Below are 16,220 nucleotides of genomic sequence, written 5' to 3'. Positions count from 1 at the left end.
GAAGTGTCCGACAGGCAACCGCCCCGCCGCCGGGTGCCCGGACCCGCCCGGCCCGTCCGTCCGGCCGCCCGCGGCCGCACCGGCCCCGGCGCCCGCCCGGCCCGCCGGCCCGGCGGACCGCGCCCCGGCGCCCCGAAGACCATCCGGCTGGGCAGCCCGCGCCCCCGGCTGCGCCTGGTCGGCGTGGGTCTCACCCTCGTCATGCTCGCCTTCGTCGTCCGCCTGGTCCAGGTCCAGGCCGTCGACGCGAGCACCTACGCCGGCAAGGCCGAGCGCAACCGCTACGTGGGCCAGGTGCTGGCCGCCGAGCGCGGCGAGATCACCGACCGCAACGGCGTGGCCCTCGCCACCAGCGAGGACGCCTACGACATCACCGCCGACCCCACGATGTTCGCCCCGGACGAGCTGAAGATCGACGACGGGCCCGAGCAGGCCGCGGCGCTGCTCGCCCCCATCCTCGGCGCGGACCAGGAGGACCTGGTCCGCAAGCTGCGGCCGGACAACCCGTCGCTGCGCTACGTCAAGCTGGCCGGGCGGCAGACCCCGCAGGTCTGGAACCAGATCAAGGACCTCAAGGCCGCCCTGGCCACCAAGGCCGAGACCGACACGTCGACCGTGAACGTGCTGGCCGGCGTCTTCTCCGTGCCCACCAGCAAGCGCGTGTACCCGAACAACGAGCTCGCCGCCGGGATACTGGGCTGGGTCAACGCCGAGGGCAAGGGCAGCGGCGGCGTCGAGCTCCAGCTCGAGGAGCGGCTGGCCGGCGAGGAGGGCAAGATCCGCTACGCCCAGTCCGGCGGCCGTCTGGTGCCCACCGCCGGCTCCACGGAGACCCCGGCCGTGCCCGGCGACGACATCGAGCTCACCATCGACCGCGACATCCAGTGGGCGGCGCAGAACGCCATCAGCAAGCAGGTGGAGGAGTCCGCGGCCGACCGCGGCTACGTCATCGTGCAGGACACCCGCACCGGCGAGGTCCTGGCCATGGCCAACGCCCCGGGCTTCGACCCCAACGACCTGTCCCACGCCGACCCCAGGACGCTCGGCAACGCGGCCCTCCAGGACGCCTTCGAACCGGGCTCCACGGCCAAGGTGCTGTCCATGGCGGCCGTGCTGGAGGAGAACGTCGCCACCCCCGGCACCCATGTCGTGGTGCCCAACCGGCTGCACCGCGGCGACCGGCTGTTCAAGGACGACATCGACCACCCGACCTGGTACCTGACGCTCAACGGCGTCCTCGCCAAGTCCAGCAACATCGGCACGATCCTCGCCACCGGCCAGCTCGGCAGAACTCAGTCCCAGGCCAACAAGGTGCTGTACGACTACCTGCGCGAGTTCGGCCTCGGCAGCCACACCGGGCTGGGCTTCCCGGGCGAGACCAAGGGCATCCTGGCCCCGCCGGACCAGTGGTCCACCTCGCAGCAGTACACGATTCCTTTCGGCCAGGGCGTGTCCATCAACGCCATGCAGGCCGCCTCCGTCTACTCGACCATCGCCAACGGCGGCGTCCGCGTCGAGCCCACCCTCGTCCGCGGCTCCAAGGGCCCCGACGGGCGCTTCACGCCCGCCCCCGAGCCCGAGAAGACACGGGTCGTCAGCGAGAAGACGGCGAAGACCCTCGCGCAGATGCTGGAGTCGGTCGTCGACGACGAGGAGGGCACCGGCACCAAGGCGCGCATCCCGGGGTACCGGGTCGCGGGCAAGACCGGTACGGCGAACCGCGTGGATCCGGCCACCGGCAAGTACCACGGATACACCTCGTCCTTCGCCGGGTTCGCGCCCGCCGACAAGCCCCGGATCACCGTCTACTGCGTCATCCAGAACGCCACCCGGGGCAGCTACTTCGGCGGCCAGATCTGCGGCCCCGTCTTCAAGCAGGTCATGGAGTTCTCCCTGAAGACCCTCCAGGTCCCGCCCACCGGCGCCGCCCCCGCCGCCCTGCCGGTCACCTTCAAGCCCTGACCCCGTACCGAGCACCGAGCCACCAGGAACCACCTCGTGACAACGATCACCCCCGACCCCGGGAACCAGAGCCCCCGCGGCCCCTCGCTTGGCCCGCCGAGCGGTACGCCCGGTACGCTCACCGCCGTGCCACACGCTGATCAGTCCCAAACCACCCAGAAGGGCCAACCCGTGACATATCCGGGGCCGCCCCGTCCGGACCAGGTCTCCGCCACATCTCTCGCGGAACTCGCCGGTCAGCTGGGTGTCCCCGCACCCGCGCAGACCGCCGAGGTCACGGGCATCACCCATGACTCGCGCGCCGTCCGGCCCGGGGACCTGTACGCCGCGCTCCCCGGCGCCCGCGTCCACGGCGCCGACTTCGTCACCCAGGCCGCCGGACTCGGCGCCGCCGCGGTGCTCACCGACCCGGCGGGCGCCGAACGCGTCGCCGCGACCGGGCTGCCCGCCCTGGTGGTGGACGACCCGCGGGCGCGGATGGGCGAACTGGCCGCCACCATCTACGGCCACCCCGGTCGCGATCTGCTCCAGATCGGCATCACCGGCACCTCCGGCAAGACCACCACCGCCTACCTCGTCGAGGGCGGTCTGCGGACCGTCCGCAGCACGGGACTGATCGGCACGGTCGAGATGCGCATCGGCGACGAGCGCATCAAGTCCGAGCGCACCACGCCCGAGGCCACCGACCTCCAGGCGCTGTTCGCGGTCATGCGCGAGCGCGGCACCGAGGCCGTGGCCATGGAGGTCTCCAGCCACGCCCTGGTCCTCGGCCGGGTCGACGGCTGCGTCTTCGACATCGCCGTCTTCACCAACCTCAGCCCGGAGCACATGGAGTTCCACTCCGGGATGGAGGACTACTTCCAGGCCAAGGCGCAGCTGTTCACGCCCGCCCGCAGCCGGCTCGGCGTGGTCAACGTGGACGACGAGTACGGCCGCCGCCTGGTCAAGGAGGCCGGCGTCCCGGTCGTCACCTACTCCGCCGAGGGGCACCCGGACGCCGACTGGCGCGCCGAGGACGTCCACGTCGGCCCGCTGGACTCGACGTTCACCGTGGTCGGGCCGGGGGGCGAGCGGATCACCGCCCGCTCGCCGCTGCCCGGCCCGTTCAACGTGGCCAACTCCCTGGCCGCGATCGTCGCGCTGGCCGCCGCCGGACTCGACCCGCAGGCCGCCGCCGACGGCGTCGCCGCCGTGCCGGGCGTGCCCGGCCGTCTGGAGCGCGTCGACGTGGGCCAGCCGTACCTGGCGGTCGTGGACTACGCCCACAAGACGGACGCCGTGGAGTCGGTGCTGCGCGCCCTGCGCAAGGTCACCGAGGGCCGGGTGCACGTGGTGCTCGGCTGCGGCGGCGACCGTGACGTCACCAAGCGGGAGCCGATGGGCGCGGCCGCCGCGCGGCTCGCCGACACCGCCGTACTGACCTCCGACAACCCCCGCTCCGAGGACCCGCTGGCGATCCTCGCCGCGATGCTCCAGGGCGCGGCCTCGGTGCCCGCCCACCAGCGCGGCGAGGTCCAGGTCTTCGAGGACCGCGCCGCCGCGATCGCCGCCGCCGTCGCCCGGGCCGAGCCCGGCGACACCGTGCTGGTCGCCGGCAAGGGCCACGAGCTGGGACAGGACATCGCCGGGGTGGTGCGTCCGTTCGACGACCGCCAGGTGCTTCGCGAAGCAATCAAGAAGACCCAGGGATGAACTTGTGATCGCCCTCTCCCTCGCCGAGATCGCAGAAGTCGTCGGCGGGCAGACGCACGACATACCGGACCCCTCCGTCCTGGTCACCGGCGAGGTGGTCCGGGACTCGCGGGAGGCGGGTCCGGGCAGCCTCTTCGTCGCCTTCGTCGGCGAGCGCGTGGACGGCCACGATTTCGCGGCCCAGGTCGTCGAGGCGGGCGCGGTCGCCGTGCTCGCCTCCCGGCCGGTCGGGGTGCCCGCGATCGTCGTGGAGGACGTCCAGGCCGCCCTCGGCGCCCTCGCCCGGCACGTCGTCGCCCGGCTCGGCGCCACCCTCGTCGCCCTCACCGGGTCGGCCGGCAAGACCAGCACCAAGGACCTGATCGCCCAGGTGCTGCGGAGCAAGGCGCCGACCGTCTTCACCCCCGGCTCCCTCAACAACGAGATCGGGCTGCCGCTGACCGCGCTCACCGCCACCGAGGAGACGAAGTTCCTCGTGCTGGAGATGGGTGCGCGCGGCATCGGCCACATCCGCTACCTCACCGGGCTGACGCCGCCGAGGATCGGTCTCGTGCTGAACGTCGGCTCCGCCCACATCGGCGAGTTCGGCGGCCGCGAGCAGATCGCCCAGGCCAAGGGCGAACTCGTGGAGTCCCTCCCCCCGGCCGAGGAGGGCGGTGTCGCGGTCCTCAACGCGGACGACCCCTACGTCCGCGCCATGGCCTCCCGTACGAAGGCGAAGGTGATCCTTTTCGGAGAGTCCGGCGAAGCGGACGTCTCCGCCGAGAACGTGCGACTCACGGACAGCGGACAGCCCTCCTTCAGGCTTCACACACCCTCCGGTGCAAGCGATGTGACCATGCGCCTGTACGGTGAGCATCACGTGTCGAACGCGCTCGCCGCGGCCGCCGTCGCCCACGAGTTGGGCATGTCCGCAGACGAGATCGCCCGCGCGCTCTCCGAGGCGGGCTCCCTCTCCCGCTGGCGCATGGAGGTCACCGAGCGACCGGACGGCGTGACGGTCGTCAACGACGCCTACAACGCGAACCCCGAGTCCATGAAGGCCGCGCTGCGTGCGCTGGCGGCGATGGGCGAAGCCTCACGGGCGAAAGGGGGACGCACGTGGGCGGTGCTCGGCAAGATGGCCGAGCTCGGGGACGAGGCGCTCGCCGAGCACGACGCGGTCGGACGGCTCGCCGTCCGGCTCAACGTCAGCAAGCTCGTCGCGGTCGGGGGCAGGGAAGCCGCCTGGCTGCAACTGGGCGCATATAACGAGGGTTCGTGGGGTGAGGAGTCGGTGCACGTGTCCGACGCACAGGCGGCGGTCGACCTGTTGCGCAGCGAATTGCGCCCGGGGGATGTCGTACTCGTGAAGGCGTCCCGTTCGGTCGGGCTCGAGAGCGTGGCGCAGGCGCTGCTCGAGACCGGTGCCGAGGGTGAGGTCGCCGCCCGATGATGAATCAGGTCCTGTTCGCAGGAGTCATTGGCCTTTTCCTGACCCTGATCGGCACGCCGCTGCTGATCAAGCTGCTCGCCCGCAAGGGATACGGGCAGTACATCCGCGACGACGGCCCGCGCGAGCACGCCAGCAAGCGCGGTACGCCGACGATGGGCGGCATCGCCTTCATCCTGTCGACGGTCGCCGCCTACTTCCTCTCCAAGGTGATCAGCGGCGAGTCGCCGCGGTACTCCGGCGTGCTGGTGCTGGGCCTGATGGTCGGCATGGGCCTGGTCGGCTTCCTCGACGACTACATCAAGATCGTCAAGCGGCGTTCGCTGGGTCTGCGGGCCAAGGCGAAAATGGCCGGCCAGCTGATCGTCGGTGTCGCCTTCGCGGTGCTGTCCCTGCAGTTCGCGGACTCCCGCGGGCAGACCCCCGCCTCCACGAAGCTGTCGTTCATCACGGACTTCGGCTGGACCATCGGCCCGGTGCTGTTCGTGATCTGGGCGCTGTTCATGATCCTCGCGATGTCGAACGGCGTGAACCTCACCGACGGCCTGGACGGTCTGGCCACCGGCGCCTCCGTGCTCGTCTTCGGCGCCTACACCTTCATCGGCGTCTGGCAGTTCCAGGAGTCCTGCGCCAACGGCGAGACGCTGACCAACCCGGGCGCCTGCTACGAGGTGCGCGACCCGCTGGACCTCGCCGTGGTGGCCTCCGCGCTGATGGGTTCCTGCCTGGGCTTCCTGTGGTGGAACACCTCCCCGGCCAAGATCTTCATGGGCGACACCGGTTCGCTGGCGCTCGGCGGTGTGCTCGCGGGTCTCGCGATCTGCTCCCGCACCGAGCTGCTGCTCGCCATCCTCGGCGGCCTGTTCGTCCTCATCACCATGTCGGTGGTCATCCAGGTCGGCTCGTTCCGGCTCACCGGTAAGCGGGTCTTCCGGATGGCGCCGCTCCAGCACCACTTCGAACTCAAAGGCTGGTCCGAGGTCCTTGTGGTGGTCCGCTTCTGGATCATCCAGGGCATCTGTGTGATCGTCGGACTCGGCCTCTTCTACGCGGGATGGGCAGCGGACAAGTGACCGACTGGCAGGGCAAGCACGTCACCGTCGCGGGACTCGGCGTCTCCGGCGTCCCCGCGGCCAAGGCGCTCCACGGACTCGGCGCGAAGGTCACCGTCGTCAACGACGGCGACGACGCCCGGGCCCGCGAACAGGCCGCGGAACTGGAGGCGCTCGGCGTCACCGTCCGCCTCGGGGACGGCGACACCCTGCCCGACGGCACCGAGCTGATCGTCACCGCGCCCGGCTGGAAGCCGGACAAGCCGCTGTTCGCGGCGGCGGACGCGGCCGGGGTGCCGGTGTGGGGCGACGTCGAACTCGCCTGGCGGCTCAGGAAGCCCGGGGCGGCGGACTGGCTCGCGGTCACCGGCACCAACGGCAAGACCACCACCGTGCAGATGCTCGCCTCCATCCTGGAGGCGGCCGGCCTGCGCACCGCCGCCGTCGGCAACATCGGCGTCTCCCTCCTCGACGCGGTACTCGGCGACGAGGAGTACGACGTGCTCGCCGTGGAGCTGTCCAGCTACCAGCTCCACTGGGCGCCCTCGCTGCGCGCCCACTCCGCCGCCGTCCTCAATCTGGCGCCCGACCACCTCGACTGGCACGGCTCCATGGAGGCGTACGCGAAGGACAAGGGCCGCATCTACGAGGGCAACCGCGTCGCCTGCGTCTACAACACCGCCGACAAGGCCACCGAGGACCTCGTCCGCGAGGCCGACGTCGAGGAGGGCTGCCGCGCCGTCGGCTTCACCCTCGGCACCCCCGGCCCCTCCCAACTCGGCGTCGTCGAGGGCCTCCTGGTCGACCGCGCGTTCGTGGAGAACCGGCAGAAGAACGCCCAGGAGCTCGCCGAGGTCGCCGACGTGAAGCCGGCCGCCCCGCACAACATCGCCAACGCCCTTGCCGCGGCGGCCCTCGCGCGCGCCTACGGGGTGCCCGCGAGCGCCGTGCGGGAAGGGCTGCGGAACTTCACCCCGGACGCCCACCGCATCGCGCACGTGGCGGACGTGGACGGCGTGGCGTACGTCGACGACTCCAAGGCCACCAACACGCATGCCGCCCAGGCCTCGTTGGCGGCGTACGACTCCGTCGTGTGGATCGCCGGCGGACTCGCCAAGGGCGCCACCTTCGACGAACTCGTCGCCGGGGCGGCGCAGCGGCTGCGCGGCGCCGTGCTGATCGGCCGGGACCGCGCCCTGATCCGTGAAGCCCTCGCGCGACACGCCCCGGAAGTCCCCGTGGTCGACCTCGAGCGGACCGACACTGGGGCGATGCTCCAGGCCGTCCAGGAGGCGCGGCGGCTGGCACGCCCCGGTGACACGGTGCTGCTGGCCCCGGCCTGCGCCTCGATGGACATGTTCGCCAACTACAACAAGCGCGGTGACGCGTTCGCACAGGCGGTGCGCGAGCTCGGCGCCTGACCCCGGCCGCCCCGGCGCCGGGCGACCTTGGGAGGGACGCGTGGGACCGTCCGAGACCTGTTGGCCGGCGTACCGCGGAGGTCGTGATGTCCAGTAGCCGTACCGGCCGGCCGCCCGTCCAGCGGGCCGCCCGGCCCCCCGTCGCGCCCCGCCCCCCGCGCGAGAACCCCCTGCGCACCCTGGTGCCCCGGGCGCGCAGGGCCTGGGACCGGCCGCTGACCGCGTACTACGTCATCCTCGGCGGCAGTCTGCTGATCACCGTGCTGGGTCTGGTGATGGTCTACTCGGCGTCCCAGATCACGGCGCTGCAGATGTCGCTGCCGGGGTCGTACTTCTTCCGCAAGCAACTGCTGGCCGCCGTGATCGGCGCCGTGCTGCTGCTGGTGGCGTCCCGGATGCCGGTGAAGCTGCACCGGGCGCTCGCCTACCCCATCCTCGCGGGGGCCGTCTTCCTGATGGCCCTGGTGCAGGTGCCGGGGATAGGAGTCGCGGTCAACGGCAACCAGAACTGGCTCGCGCTCGGCGGCAGTTTCCAGCTCCAGCCCAGCGAGTTCGGCAAGCTGGCGCTGGTGCTGTGGGGCGCCGACCTGCTCGCCCGCAAACAGGACAAGCGGCTGCTGACCCAGTGGAAGCACATGCTGGTGCCGCTGGTGCCGGCCGCGTTCATGCTGCTCGGGCTGATCATGCTCGGCGGCGACATGGGCACCGCCATCATCCTCACCGCGATCCTCTTCGGCCTGCTGTGGCTGGCGGGCGCCCCGACCCGGCTGTTCGCCGGGGTGCTGGCGGTCGCCGCGCTGCTCGGCGCGATCCTCATCCGCACCAGCGAGAACCGCATGGCCCGGCTCGCCTGTCTCGGCGCCACCGAGCCGCAGACCGGCCCGGTCGACTGCTGGCAGGCCGTGCACGGCATCTACGCCCTGGCCTCCGGCGGGATCTTCGGTTCCGGACTCGGGGCGAGTCTGGAGAAATGGGGTGAACTGCCCGAAGCGCACACGGACTTCATTTTCGCCGTCACCGGTGAGGAACTGGGCCTGGCGGGGACGCTGTCGGTGCTCGCCCTGTTCGCCGCTCTAGGCTATGCGGGTATCCGCGTGGCCGGACGCACGGAGGACCCCTTCGTCAGGTATGCCGCGGGAGGCGTGACCACCTGGATCACGGCGCAGGCCGTGATCAACATCGGTGCGGTGCTCGGTCTGCTGCCGATCGCCGGAGTCCCGCTCCCGCTGTTCTCCTACGGCGGGTCCGCCCTGCTGCCGACCATGTTCGCCATCGGGCTGCTCATCGCCTTCGCGCGTGAGGACCCCGCTGCGCGGATGGCGCTTGCGATGCGGCAACCCCGCTTTGGTAGAAAGCGGATCGGGGGTTCTCAGCGGCCCCGGAGATGGAACACGATGCGACGGCGTGCCCCGGGGGCGCGTTCGTCCGGAGAGCGGTGAATTTCGGTGCATGTCGTACTCGCCGGCGGAGGAACCGCGGGCCACATCGAGCCCGCGCTCGCCCTCGCGGACGCGCTGCGCAGGCAGGATCCGTCCGTGGGCATCACGGCCCTGGGCACGGAGCGCGGCCTGGAGACCCGTCTCGTACCCGAGCGCGGGTACGAACTGGCGCTGATCCCCGCCGTCCCGCTGCCACGCAAGCCGACCCCCGAGCTGATCACCGTTCCGGGCCGGCTGCGCGGCACCATCAAGGCGACCGAGCAGATCCTGGAGCGCACCCGGGCCGACGTCGTGGTCGGCTTCGGCGGTTACGTCGCGCTGCCCGGCTACCTCGCGGCCAAGCGCCTCGGCGTGCCGATCGTCATCCACGAGGCCAACGCCCGCCCCGGCCTGGCCAACAAGATCGGGTCCCGGTACGCCGCCCAGGTCGCCGTCGCCACCCCGGACAGCAAGCTGCGCAACGCGCGCTACATCGGCATCCCGCTGCGGCACACCATCGCCACCCTCGACCGGGCCGCCGTGCGCCCCGAGGCGCGCGCCGCGTTCGGGCTCGACCCCAACCTGCCGACGCTGCTGGTCTCCGGCGGCTCGCAGGGCGCCCGCCGGCTCAACGAGGTCGTCCAGCAGGTCGCCCCGTGGCTGCAGCAGGCGGGCATCCAGATCCTGCACGCGGTCGGCCCGAAGAACGAACTGCCGCAGGTGCAGCAGATGCCGGGCATGCCCCCGTACATCCCGGTAAGTTACCTGGACCGGATGGACCTCGCGTACGCGGCGGCGGACATGATGCTCTGCCGCGCGGGCGCGATGACCGTCGCCGAGCTCTCCGCCGTCGGACTCCCGGCCGCCTACGTCCCGCTGCCCATCGGCAACGGCGAACAGCGGCTCAACGCCCAGCCGGTGGTGAAGGCGGGCGGCGGAATGCTGGTCGACGACGCGGAGCTGACGCCGGAGTGGATCCAGCAGAACGTGCTGCCCGTGCTCGCCGACCCGCACCGGCTGTACGAGATGTCCCGCGCCGCGAGCGAGTTCGGCCGCCGGGACGCCGACGAGCTGCTCGTCGGCATGGTGTACGAGGCGGTCGCCGCCCGTGCCCACAGGTAGAGGCATGTGACGGAAGGCAGGGAGCGTGGCCGGATCGACGACCGCCGAGCGCGGTGAACGCAAGCGGGAGTCGTCCGGCCCGCCGCCCGTACGAGCCGTACGGCGACGACGTCTTCGTCTGATCATCACATCGACGGTCGCCCTGCTGTTCCTCGGCAGCGGCGCCTTCTGGCTGCTGTACGGCTCCGACCTGGTCCGCGTCGAGCGGGTCTCGGTGTCCGGGACGGACGTCCTGACACCGGACCAGGTCCGGAAGGCGGCCGACGTGCCGCTCGGGGAGCAGCTCGTCTCGGTCGACACCGGGGCCATCGAGAGGCGCGCCGCCAAGACGCTGCCCCGCATCGACACCGTCGAGGTGGTCCGCGCCTGGCCCGACGAGATCAAGCTCCGGGTCACCGAACGCACCCCCGTCCTCCTCGTCCACCAGGGCGGCGAGTTCGTCGAAGTGGACGACGACGGCGTCCGTTTCGCGACCGTGTCGAAGGCCCCCGAGGGGGTACCCGAGCTGAAGATGGATCTCTCCCGTTCCGGTTCCGCGGCGGCCAGCCTCCGGCGTTTCGGCGAGGACCGTCTGGTGCGGGAGGCGGTACGCGTGGCCGGCGCCGTCCCCGAGTCCCTCGCTTCGAAGACGCGCAGCGTCAAGGTCCGTTCCTACGACGCCGTCTCGCTGGAACTCACGGACGGCCGTACCGTCGACTGGGGCAGCAGTGAGAAGGGGGCGCAGAAGGCGCGTGCCCTCACCGCGCTGATGAAAGCGGAGCCGGACGCACGGCACTTCGACGTCAGTGTTCCCAGCGCCCCGGCGTCATCAGGGAGTTGACGCACATCTGCGCAGGCCAGGACCCTGGTTGGGCAGCGACACGGCTGATCACATAGGGTGAAAAGAAAAACGGGAGGTTCGGCGTGTTCGTTGAACGTGCGCCACGTGTCGACTTAGTGTCCTGTTCAGAAGACTCCAGGGAACAGACACACTGGTAACCCTAAACTTCAACGTTAGGGTTCGGGTCGGCGCTACGGACCGTCCCATTCGGCATCAGTCGTCGGATCGCGGGGGCAGCAGTTGCTCCGGCGCCCCGGCGACACGTAACTCGAGGCGAGAGGCCTTCGACGTGGCAGCACCGCAGAACTACCTCGCAGTCATCAAAGTCATCGGTGTCGGCGGCGGTGGTGTCAATGCCATCAACCGGATGATCGAGGTCGGTCTCAAGGGCGTCGAGTTCATCGCCATCAACACCGACGCGCAGGCGCTGTTGATGAGCGACGCCGACGTCAAGCTCGACGTCGGCCGTGAACTCACCCGCGGACTCGGCGCCGGAGCGAACCCGGCCGTCGGCCGCAAGGCCGCCGAGGACCACCGCGAGGAGATCGAGGAGGTCCTCAAGGGGGCCGACATGGTCTTCGTGACGGCCGGTGAAGGCGGCGGCACCGGCACCGGCGGCGCGCCCGTCGTGGCCAACATCGCCCGCTCCCTCGGGGCCCTCACCATCGGCGTGGTCACGCGCCCGTTCACCTTCGAGGGACGGCGCCGCGCGAACCAGGCCGAGGACGGCATCGCGGAGCTCCGCGAAGAGGTCGACACCCTCATCGTGATCCCCAACGACCGGCTGCTGTCCATCTCGGACCGCCAGGTGTCGGTTCTCGACGCCTTCAAGTCGGCCGACCAGGTCCTGCTCTCCGGTGTCCAGGGCATCACCGACCTCATCACCACCCCCGGCCTCATCAACCTCGACTTCGCCGATGTCAAGTCGGTCATGTCCGAGGCCGGTTCGGCCCTCATGGGCATCGGCTCGGCCCGCGGCGACGACCGCGCGGTGGCCGCGGCCGAGATGGCCATCTCCTCCCCGCTGCTGGAGGCGTCCATCGACGGCGCCCGCGGGGTCCTGCTCTCCATCTCCGGCGGCTCCGACCTCGGCCTTTTCGAGATCAACGAGGCCGCCCAGCTGGTCAGCGAGGCCGCCCACCCGGAGGCCAACATCATCTTCGGCGCCGTGATCGACGACGCCCTCGGCGACGAGGTGCGGGTCACCGTCATCGCCGCCGGCTTCGACGGCGGCCAGCCGCCCGCCAAGCGGGACAACGTCCTCGGCTCCTCCTCGGTCAAGCGCGAGGAGCCCGCCCCGGCGGGCCGCCCGGAGAGCCGCCCGTCCTTCGGCTCGCTCGGCAGCGTCACGCCGAAGGAGGACCCGGAGCCGGCCCCGGCGCCCGAGCCCGTGGCCGACATCCCGGCTGTCCAGCCGCCCGTCCCGCCGTCCCGGAGCTACGACAGCGCGGCCGAGGAACTGGACGTCCCGGACTTCCTGAAGTGATAGGACAGCGCGAGAGCGTGAGCGGCGCGCACTTCGGCTTCACCGACCGGTGGGGCGGGGTGAGCGCCGCTCCGTATGAGGAGCTCAACCTCGGGGGCGCGGTCGGGGACGACCCGGAGAAGGTGCGCGCCAACCGGGAGCTGGCTGCCAGGGCGCTCGGCGTGGACCCGGCCCGCGTGGTCTGGATGAACCAGGTGCACGGGGCCGACGCGGTCGTCGTCGACGAGCCGTGGGGTGACCGTCCGGTGCCCGAGGTGGACGCGATCGTCACCGCACGGCGCGGACTCGCCCTCGCCGTGCTCACCGCCGACTGCGTGCCGGTGCTGCTGGCCGACCCCGTCGCGGGTGTCGTCGCCGCGGCGCACGCGGGCCGGCCCGGACTGGTCGCCGGGGTGGTCCCGGCCGCGGTGCGGGCCATGACCGGCCTGGGCGCCGACCCCGCCCGGATCGTCGCGCGCACCGGGCCCGCGGTGTGCGGCCGGTGCTACGAGGTGCCGGAGCAGATGCGCGCCGACGTGGCCGCCGTCGAGCCGGCGGCGTACGCCGAGACCGGCTGGGGCACCCCGGCGGTCGACGTCGTCGCGGGTGTGCACGCGCAACTCGAGCGGCTGGGCGTCGTCGGCGCCGGGCGCTCGCCCGTGTGCACACGGGAGTCGGACGATCACTTCTCGTACCGTCGCGACCGCACCACCGGGCGGCTCGCGAGTTATGTGTGGTTGGACCCAAGGACATGACGGACCGTGAGGAAGAACTCGCCGCGAACCTGGCGAGAGTGGAGGAGCGGATCGCCGCCGCGTGCGACGCGGCCGGTCGCGGACGCGACGAGGTGACGCTCATCGTGGTCACCAAGACCTGGCCCGCGAGCGACGTGCGCGTCCTCTCCGGACTCGGCGTGCGGCACGTCGCCGAGAACCGCGACCAGGACGCCGCCCCGAAGGCGGCGGCCTGCGCGGATCTGCCCCTTGTATGGCATTTCGTCGGTCAACTTCAGACCAACAAGGTGCGTTCGGTGGTCGGTTATGCCGATGTCGTGCAGTCTGTCGATCGTGCCCGTCTTGTGTCGGCGCTCTCCAAGGAGGCCGTCCGGGCCGGGCGTGAGGTCGGCTGCCTCGTCCAGGTGGCGTTCGACGCCGGCGCCGACGGCCGGGGCGAGCGCGGCGGCGTGGCGCCCTCGGGCGTCGCGGAGCTGGCCGACCTGGTGGCCGGGGCCGAAGGGCTGCGGCTGGACGGCCTGATGACCGTCGCGCCGCTCACCGGGGGGTACGCAGGCCGCCAACAGGCGGCGTTCGAGCGGTTGATGGATTTGTCGACCGACCTGCGCCGGACCCATCCGGCTGCGAACATGGTGTCGGCAGGGATGAGTGCGGATCTCGAACAGGCCGTGGCCGCCGGAGCGACACATGTGCGCGTCGGCAGTGCGGTACTCGGAGTCCGCCCCAGGCTCGGGTAACGTCGCCAAGAAGTCGGACCACAGCAGAAAATATGGTCATTTCCGCCCAACGGCGGAGCAAGGACCCAGTGGATCGCGGGCACTTGGCGGTCGTCAGCGGATCCACCACAGAGCGGAGGACTCGGAGCATGGCCGGCGCGATGCGCAAGATGGCGGTCTACCTCGGCCTCGTGGAGGACGATGGGTACGACGGCCGCGGATTCGACCCAGACGACGATTTCGAACCGGAACTCGACCCGGAGCCGGAGCGGGACCACCGGCGGCACGAGCCGTCGCACCAGTCCCACGGAACACATCAGCCCCAAAGGGACGAAGAGGTACGAGTCGTCCACCCGCCCGCGCCCCGCGAACCGGTGTCCCGTTCCGCTTCGCTGCCCGCGGAATCGCCACGCCCGGCGCGGATCGCGCCCGTGGCATCCATCACACAAGAACGCGCCAGCCTGGAGAAGAACGCACCGGTGATCATGCCCAAGGTCGTGTCGGAACGAGAGCCTTACCGGATCACCACGCTTCACCCCCGGACCTACAACGAGGCCCGTACCATCGGGGAACACTTCCGTGAGGGCACCCCGGTGATCATGAATTTGACTGAGATGGATGACACAGACGCGAAGCGACTTGTCGACTTTGCGGCCGGTTTGGTGTTTGGTCTTCACGGCAGCATCGAGCGGGTGACGCAGAAGGTGTTCCTGTTGTCGCCTGCTAACGTCGATGTCACGGCGGAGGACAAGGCCCGCATCGCAGAGGGCGGGTTCTTCAACCAGAGCTGAGACGCAGGACCGGACAAGAGCGGCACAGGGGAGAGGGAAAAGCAGGCCATGAGCGTGTTCGCGCAGGTGATCTACATCGCGCTGATGGTGTTCCTCATCGTGCTGATCTTCCGTTTGGTCATGGATTACGTGTTCCAGTTCGCCCGCTCATGGCAACCCGGCAAGGCGATGGTGGTCGTCCTGGAGGCCACCTACACTGTCACCGATCCACCGCTGAAGCTTCTGCGGCGGTTCATCCCGCCGCTGCGTCTCGGGGGCGTGGCGCTCGACCTGTCCTTCTTCGTACTGATGATCATCGTCTACATCCTCATCTCGATCGTGGGCAATCTCGCGAGGTGACTGTGGACGATACGGTCTTGCCGACTGCCGATGACTACGTTGAGGTGAAGAGATGCCGTTGACCCCCGAGGACGTGCGGAACAAGCAGTTCACGACCGTCCGCCTCCGAGAAGGCTATGACGAGGACGAGGTCGATGCCTTCCTCGACGAGGTCGAAGCCGAACTGACGCGCCTGCTGCGCGAGAACGAGGACCTGCGCGCCAAGCTGGCCGCGGCCACGCGCGCCGCGGCGCAGAACCAGCAGAACATGCGCAAGCCTCCGGAGCAGCAGGACCAGCAGCAACAGCAGGGTCCGCCTCCCGGCATGCCCCAGCAGGGCATGCGAGGTCCCGGCGCTCCGGTGCCCGCCGGCATATCGGGCCCGCCGCAGCAGCAGATGGGCGGCCCCATGGGTGGCCCGCCCCAGCTGCCGAGCGGTGCTCCTCAGCTGCCCGCCGGCCCCGGCGGACAGGGCGGCCCGCAGGGTCCCGGCCCCATGGGCCAGGGTCCCGGGCCGATGGGCCAGGGCGGCCCGATGCAGGGGCAGATGGGCCCTGGCGGCCCGATGGGCGGTCCCATGGGCGGCCCCGGTATGCCCGGTCAGCAGGGTCCCGGTGGCGACAGCGCCGCGCGTGTCCTGTCGCTGGCCCAGCAGACCGCCGACCAGGCGATCGCGGAGGCCCGTTCCGAGGCCAACAAGATCGTGGGCGAGGCGCGTTCGCGTGCCGAGGGCCTCGAGCGTGACGCCCGTGCCAAGGCCGACGCCCTGGAGCGGGACGCGCAGGAGAAGCACCGCGTCGCGATGGGCTCCCTGGAGTCCGCCCGCGCCACGCTGGAGCGCAAGGTCGAGGACCTGCGCGGCTTCGAGCGCGAGTACCGCACGCGGCTGAAGTCCTACCTGGAGTCGCAGCTGCGCCAGCTGGAGACCCAGGCGGACGACTCGCTCGCCCCGCCGCGTCAGCCCGCGAGCGCGGCTCCGTCCCTGCCGCCGTCCCCGGCGCCCTCGATGGCTCCGGCCGGCGCGGGTGCCCCGTCCTACGGCGGCAACCAGGGGATGGGCGGCGGCCACGGCCAGTCCGGCCCGTCGTACGGCGGTCAGCAGCAGATGCAGCCGGCGATGACCCAGCCCATGGCTCCGGTCCGTCCGCAGGGCCCCTCGCCGATGGGTCAGGCGCCGTCGCCGATGCGTGGCTTCCTGATCGACGAGGACGACAACTGACGGCCCCCGCGGCCATGGGTACGGCGTAGCAGTCGGCAGCGTTCAGGGCGGGGCCCCG

The 16,220-nt window shown here is 71.1% G+C and carries 14 protein-coding genes; all 14 read left to right on the top strand.

All coding sequences use genetic code 11. The annotated features are described in order from the left end of the window. The first annotated feature begins 3 nt into the window (after nucleotides 1–3). The 14 genes from ACP7TJ_RS08165 (at nucleotide 4) to ACP7TJ_RS08100 (ending at nucleotide 16,162) form a co-directional block, all read left to right on the top strand. Entirely contained in the window at nucleotides 4–1,962 is a 1,959-nt protein-coding gene (locus tag ACP7TJ_RS08165; RefSeq protein ID WP_313896653.1) for a peptidoglycan D,D-transpeptidase FtsI family protein, read from the top strand. Between the two features lie 171 nt (nucleotides 1,963–2,133). Beyond that, nucleotides 2,134–3,654, top strand: coding sequence for a UDP-N-acetylmuramoyl-L-alanyl-D-glutamate--2,6-diaminopimelate ligase (locus ACP7TJ_RS08160; RefSeq protein WP_093766610.1), 1,521 nt, complete (start codon nucleotides 2,134–2,136; stop codon nucleotides 3,652–3,654). A gap of 4 nt (nucleotides 3,655–3,658) precedes the next feature. Beyond that, nucleotides 3,659–5,089: a UDP-N-acetylmuramoyl-tripeptide--D-alanyl-D-alanine ligase gene (locus ACP7TJ_RS08155; protein WP_093766611.1), complete on the top strand. Its 1,431-nt coding sequence runs from the start codon at nucleotides 3,659–3,661 to the stop codon at nucleotides 5,087–5,089. Next, nucleotides 5,089–6,159 (top strand): phospho-N-acetylmuramoyl-pentapeptide-transferase, encoded by a 1,071-nt coding sequence (gene mraY, locus ACP7TJ_RS08150; protein ID WP_006131287.1) that lies wholly within the window; start codon nucleotides 5,089–5,091, stop codon nucleotides 6,157–6,159. The genes ACP7TJ_RS08155 and mraY overlap by 1 nt, the downstream gene beginning before the upstream one ends. After that, nucleotides 6,141–7,559, top strand: coding sequence for a UDP-N-acetylmuramoyl-L-alanine--D-glutamate ligase (gene murD / locus ACP7TJ_RS08145; RefSeq protein WP_266396352.1), 1,419 nt, complete (start codon nucleotides 6,141–6,143; stop codon nucleotides 7,557–7,559). The genes mraY and murD overlap by 19 nt, the downstream gene beginning before the upstream one ends. An 86-nt stretch (nucleotides 7,560–7,645) precedes the next feature. Then, on the top strand, nucleotides 7,646–8,998 hold the full coding sequence (gene ftsW / locus ACP7TJ_RS08140; protein ID WP_093766613.1) for a putative lipid II flippase FtsW: 1,353 nt from the start codon (nucleotides 7,646–7,648) through the stop codon (nucleotides 8,996–8,998). A gap of 6 nt (nucleotides 8,999–9,004) precedes the next feature. Then, on the top strand, nucleotides 9,005–10,099 hold the full coding sequence (murG, locus tag ACP7TJ_RS08135) for an undecaprenyldiphospho-muramoylpentapeptide beta-N-acetylglucosaminyltransferase (protein ID WP_093766614.1): 1,095 nt from the start codon (nucleotides 9,005–9,007) through the stop codon (nucleotides 10,097–10,099). A 25-nt stretch (nucleotides 10,100–10,124) separates the two neighbouring features. After that, nucleotides 10,125–10,919 (top strand): cell division protein FtsQ/DivIB, encoded by a 795-nt coding sequence (locus ACP7TJ_RS08130; RefSeq protein ID WP_193457465.1) that lies wholly within the window; start codon nucleotides 10,125–10,127, stop codon nucleotides 10,917–10,919. Between the two features lie 289 nt (nucleotides 10,920–11,208). Next, a complete protein-coding gene (gene ftsZ / locus ACP7TJ_RS08125; protein WP_006131293.1) occupies nucleotides 11,209–12,405 on the top strand; it encodes a cell division protein FtsZ in 1,197 nt (398 codons plus the stop codon). Continuing rightward, entirely contained in the window at nucleotides 12,402–13,139 is a 738-nt protein-coding gene (gene pgeF, locus ACP7TJ_RS08120) for a peptidoglycan editing factor PgeF (RefSeq protein WP_266396346.1), read from the top strand. The genes ftsZ and pgeF overlap by 4 nt, the downstream gene beginning before the upstream one ends. Beyond that, on the top strand, nucleotides 13,136–13,855 hold the full coding sequence (locus ACP7TJ_RS08115; protein WP_427762624.1) for a YggS family pyridoxal phosphate-dependent enzyme: 720 nt from the start codon (nucleotides 13,136–13,138) through the stop codon (nucleotides 13,853–13,855). The genes pgeF and ACP7TJ_RS08115 overlap by 4 nt, the downstream gene beginning before the upstream one ends. A gap of 128 nt (nucleotides 13,856–13,983) precedes the next feature. Further along, the gene (locus tag ACP7TJ_RS08110; RefSeq protein ID WP_033273164.1) at nucleotides 13,984–14,625 is read left to right on the top strand and encodes a cell division protein SepF; all 642 of its coding nucleotides are present in this window, start codon (nucleotides 13,984–13,986) and stop codon (nucleotides 14,623–14,625) included. Nucleotides 14,626–14,673: 48 nt separating this feature from the next. Next, nucleotides 14,674–14,964 carry a YggT family protein gene (locus ACP7TJ_RS08105; RefSeq protein WP_004932337.1) on the top strand — a complete coding sequence of 97 codons (291 nt, stop codon included), beginning with the start codon at nucleotides 14,674–14,676 and terminating at the stop codon, nucleotides 14,962–14,964. Nucleotides 14,965–15,016: 52 nt separating this feature from the next. Then, entirely contained in the window at nucleotides 15,017–16,162 is a 1,146-nt protein-coding gene (locus tag ACP7TJ_RS08100) for a DivIVA domain-containing protein (RefSeq protein WP_093766618.1), read from the top strand. Nucleotides 16,163–16,220 lie beyond the last annotated feature (58 nt).

The organism is Streptomyces sp. DSM 41931, from assembly GCF_050271085.1.
In the GTDB taxonomy this organism is placed as follows: Bacteria; Actinomycetota; Actinomycetes; order Streptomycetales; family Streptomycetaceae; genus Streptomyces; species Streptomyces albogriseolus.
Note: the sequence above shows the minus strand (reverse complement) of the source record. Positions and strands in the feature narration are given on the sequence as shown.

Bases quoted from the DNA above. Each gene is read 5' to 3' on its own strand.
- mraY (WP_006131287.1), top strand. From the start codon at position 5,089: ATGAATCAGGTCCTGTTCGCAGGAGTCATTGGCCTTTTCCTGACCCTG.
- ACP7TJ_RS08110 (WP_033273164.1), top strand. From the start codon at position 13,984: ATGGCCGGCGCGATGCGCAAGATGGCGGTCTACCTCGGCCTCGTGGAG.
- ACP7TJ_RS08100 (WP_093766618.1), top strand. From the start codon at position 15,017: ATGCCGTTGACCCCCGAGGACGTGCGGAACAAGCAGTTCACGACCGTC.
- murD (WP_266396352.1), top strand. From the start codon at position 6,141: ATGGGCAGCGGACAAGTGACCGACTGGCAGGGCAAGCACGTCACCGTC.
- ftsW (WP_093766613.1), top strand. From the start codon at position 7,646: ATGTCCAGTAGCCGTACCGGCCGGCCGCCCGTCCAGCGGGCCGCCCGG.
- ACP7TJ_RS08105 (WP_004932337.1), top strand. From the start codon at position 14,674: ATGAGCGTGTTCGCGCAGGTGATCTACATCGCGCTGATGGTGTTCCTC.
- ACP7TJ_RS08115 (WP_427762624.1), top strand. From the start codon at position 13,136: ATGACGGACCGTGAGGAAGAACTCGCCGCGAACCTGGCGAGAGTGGAG.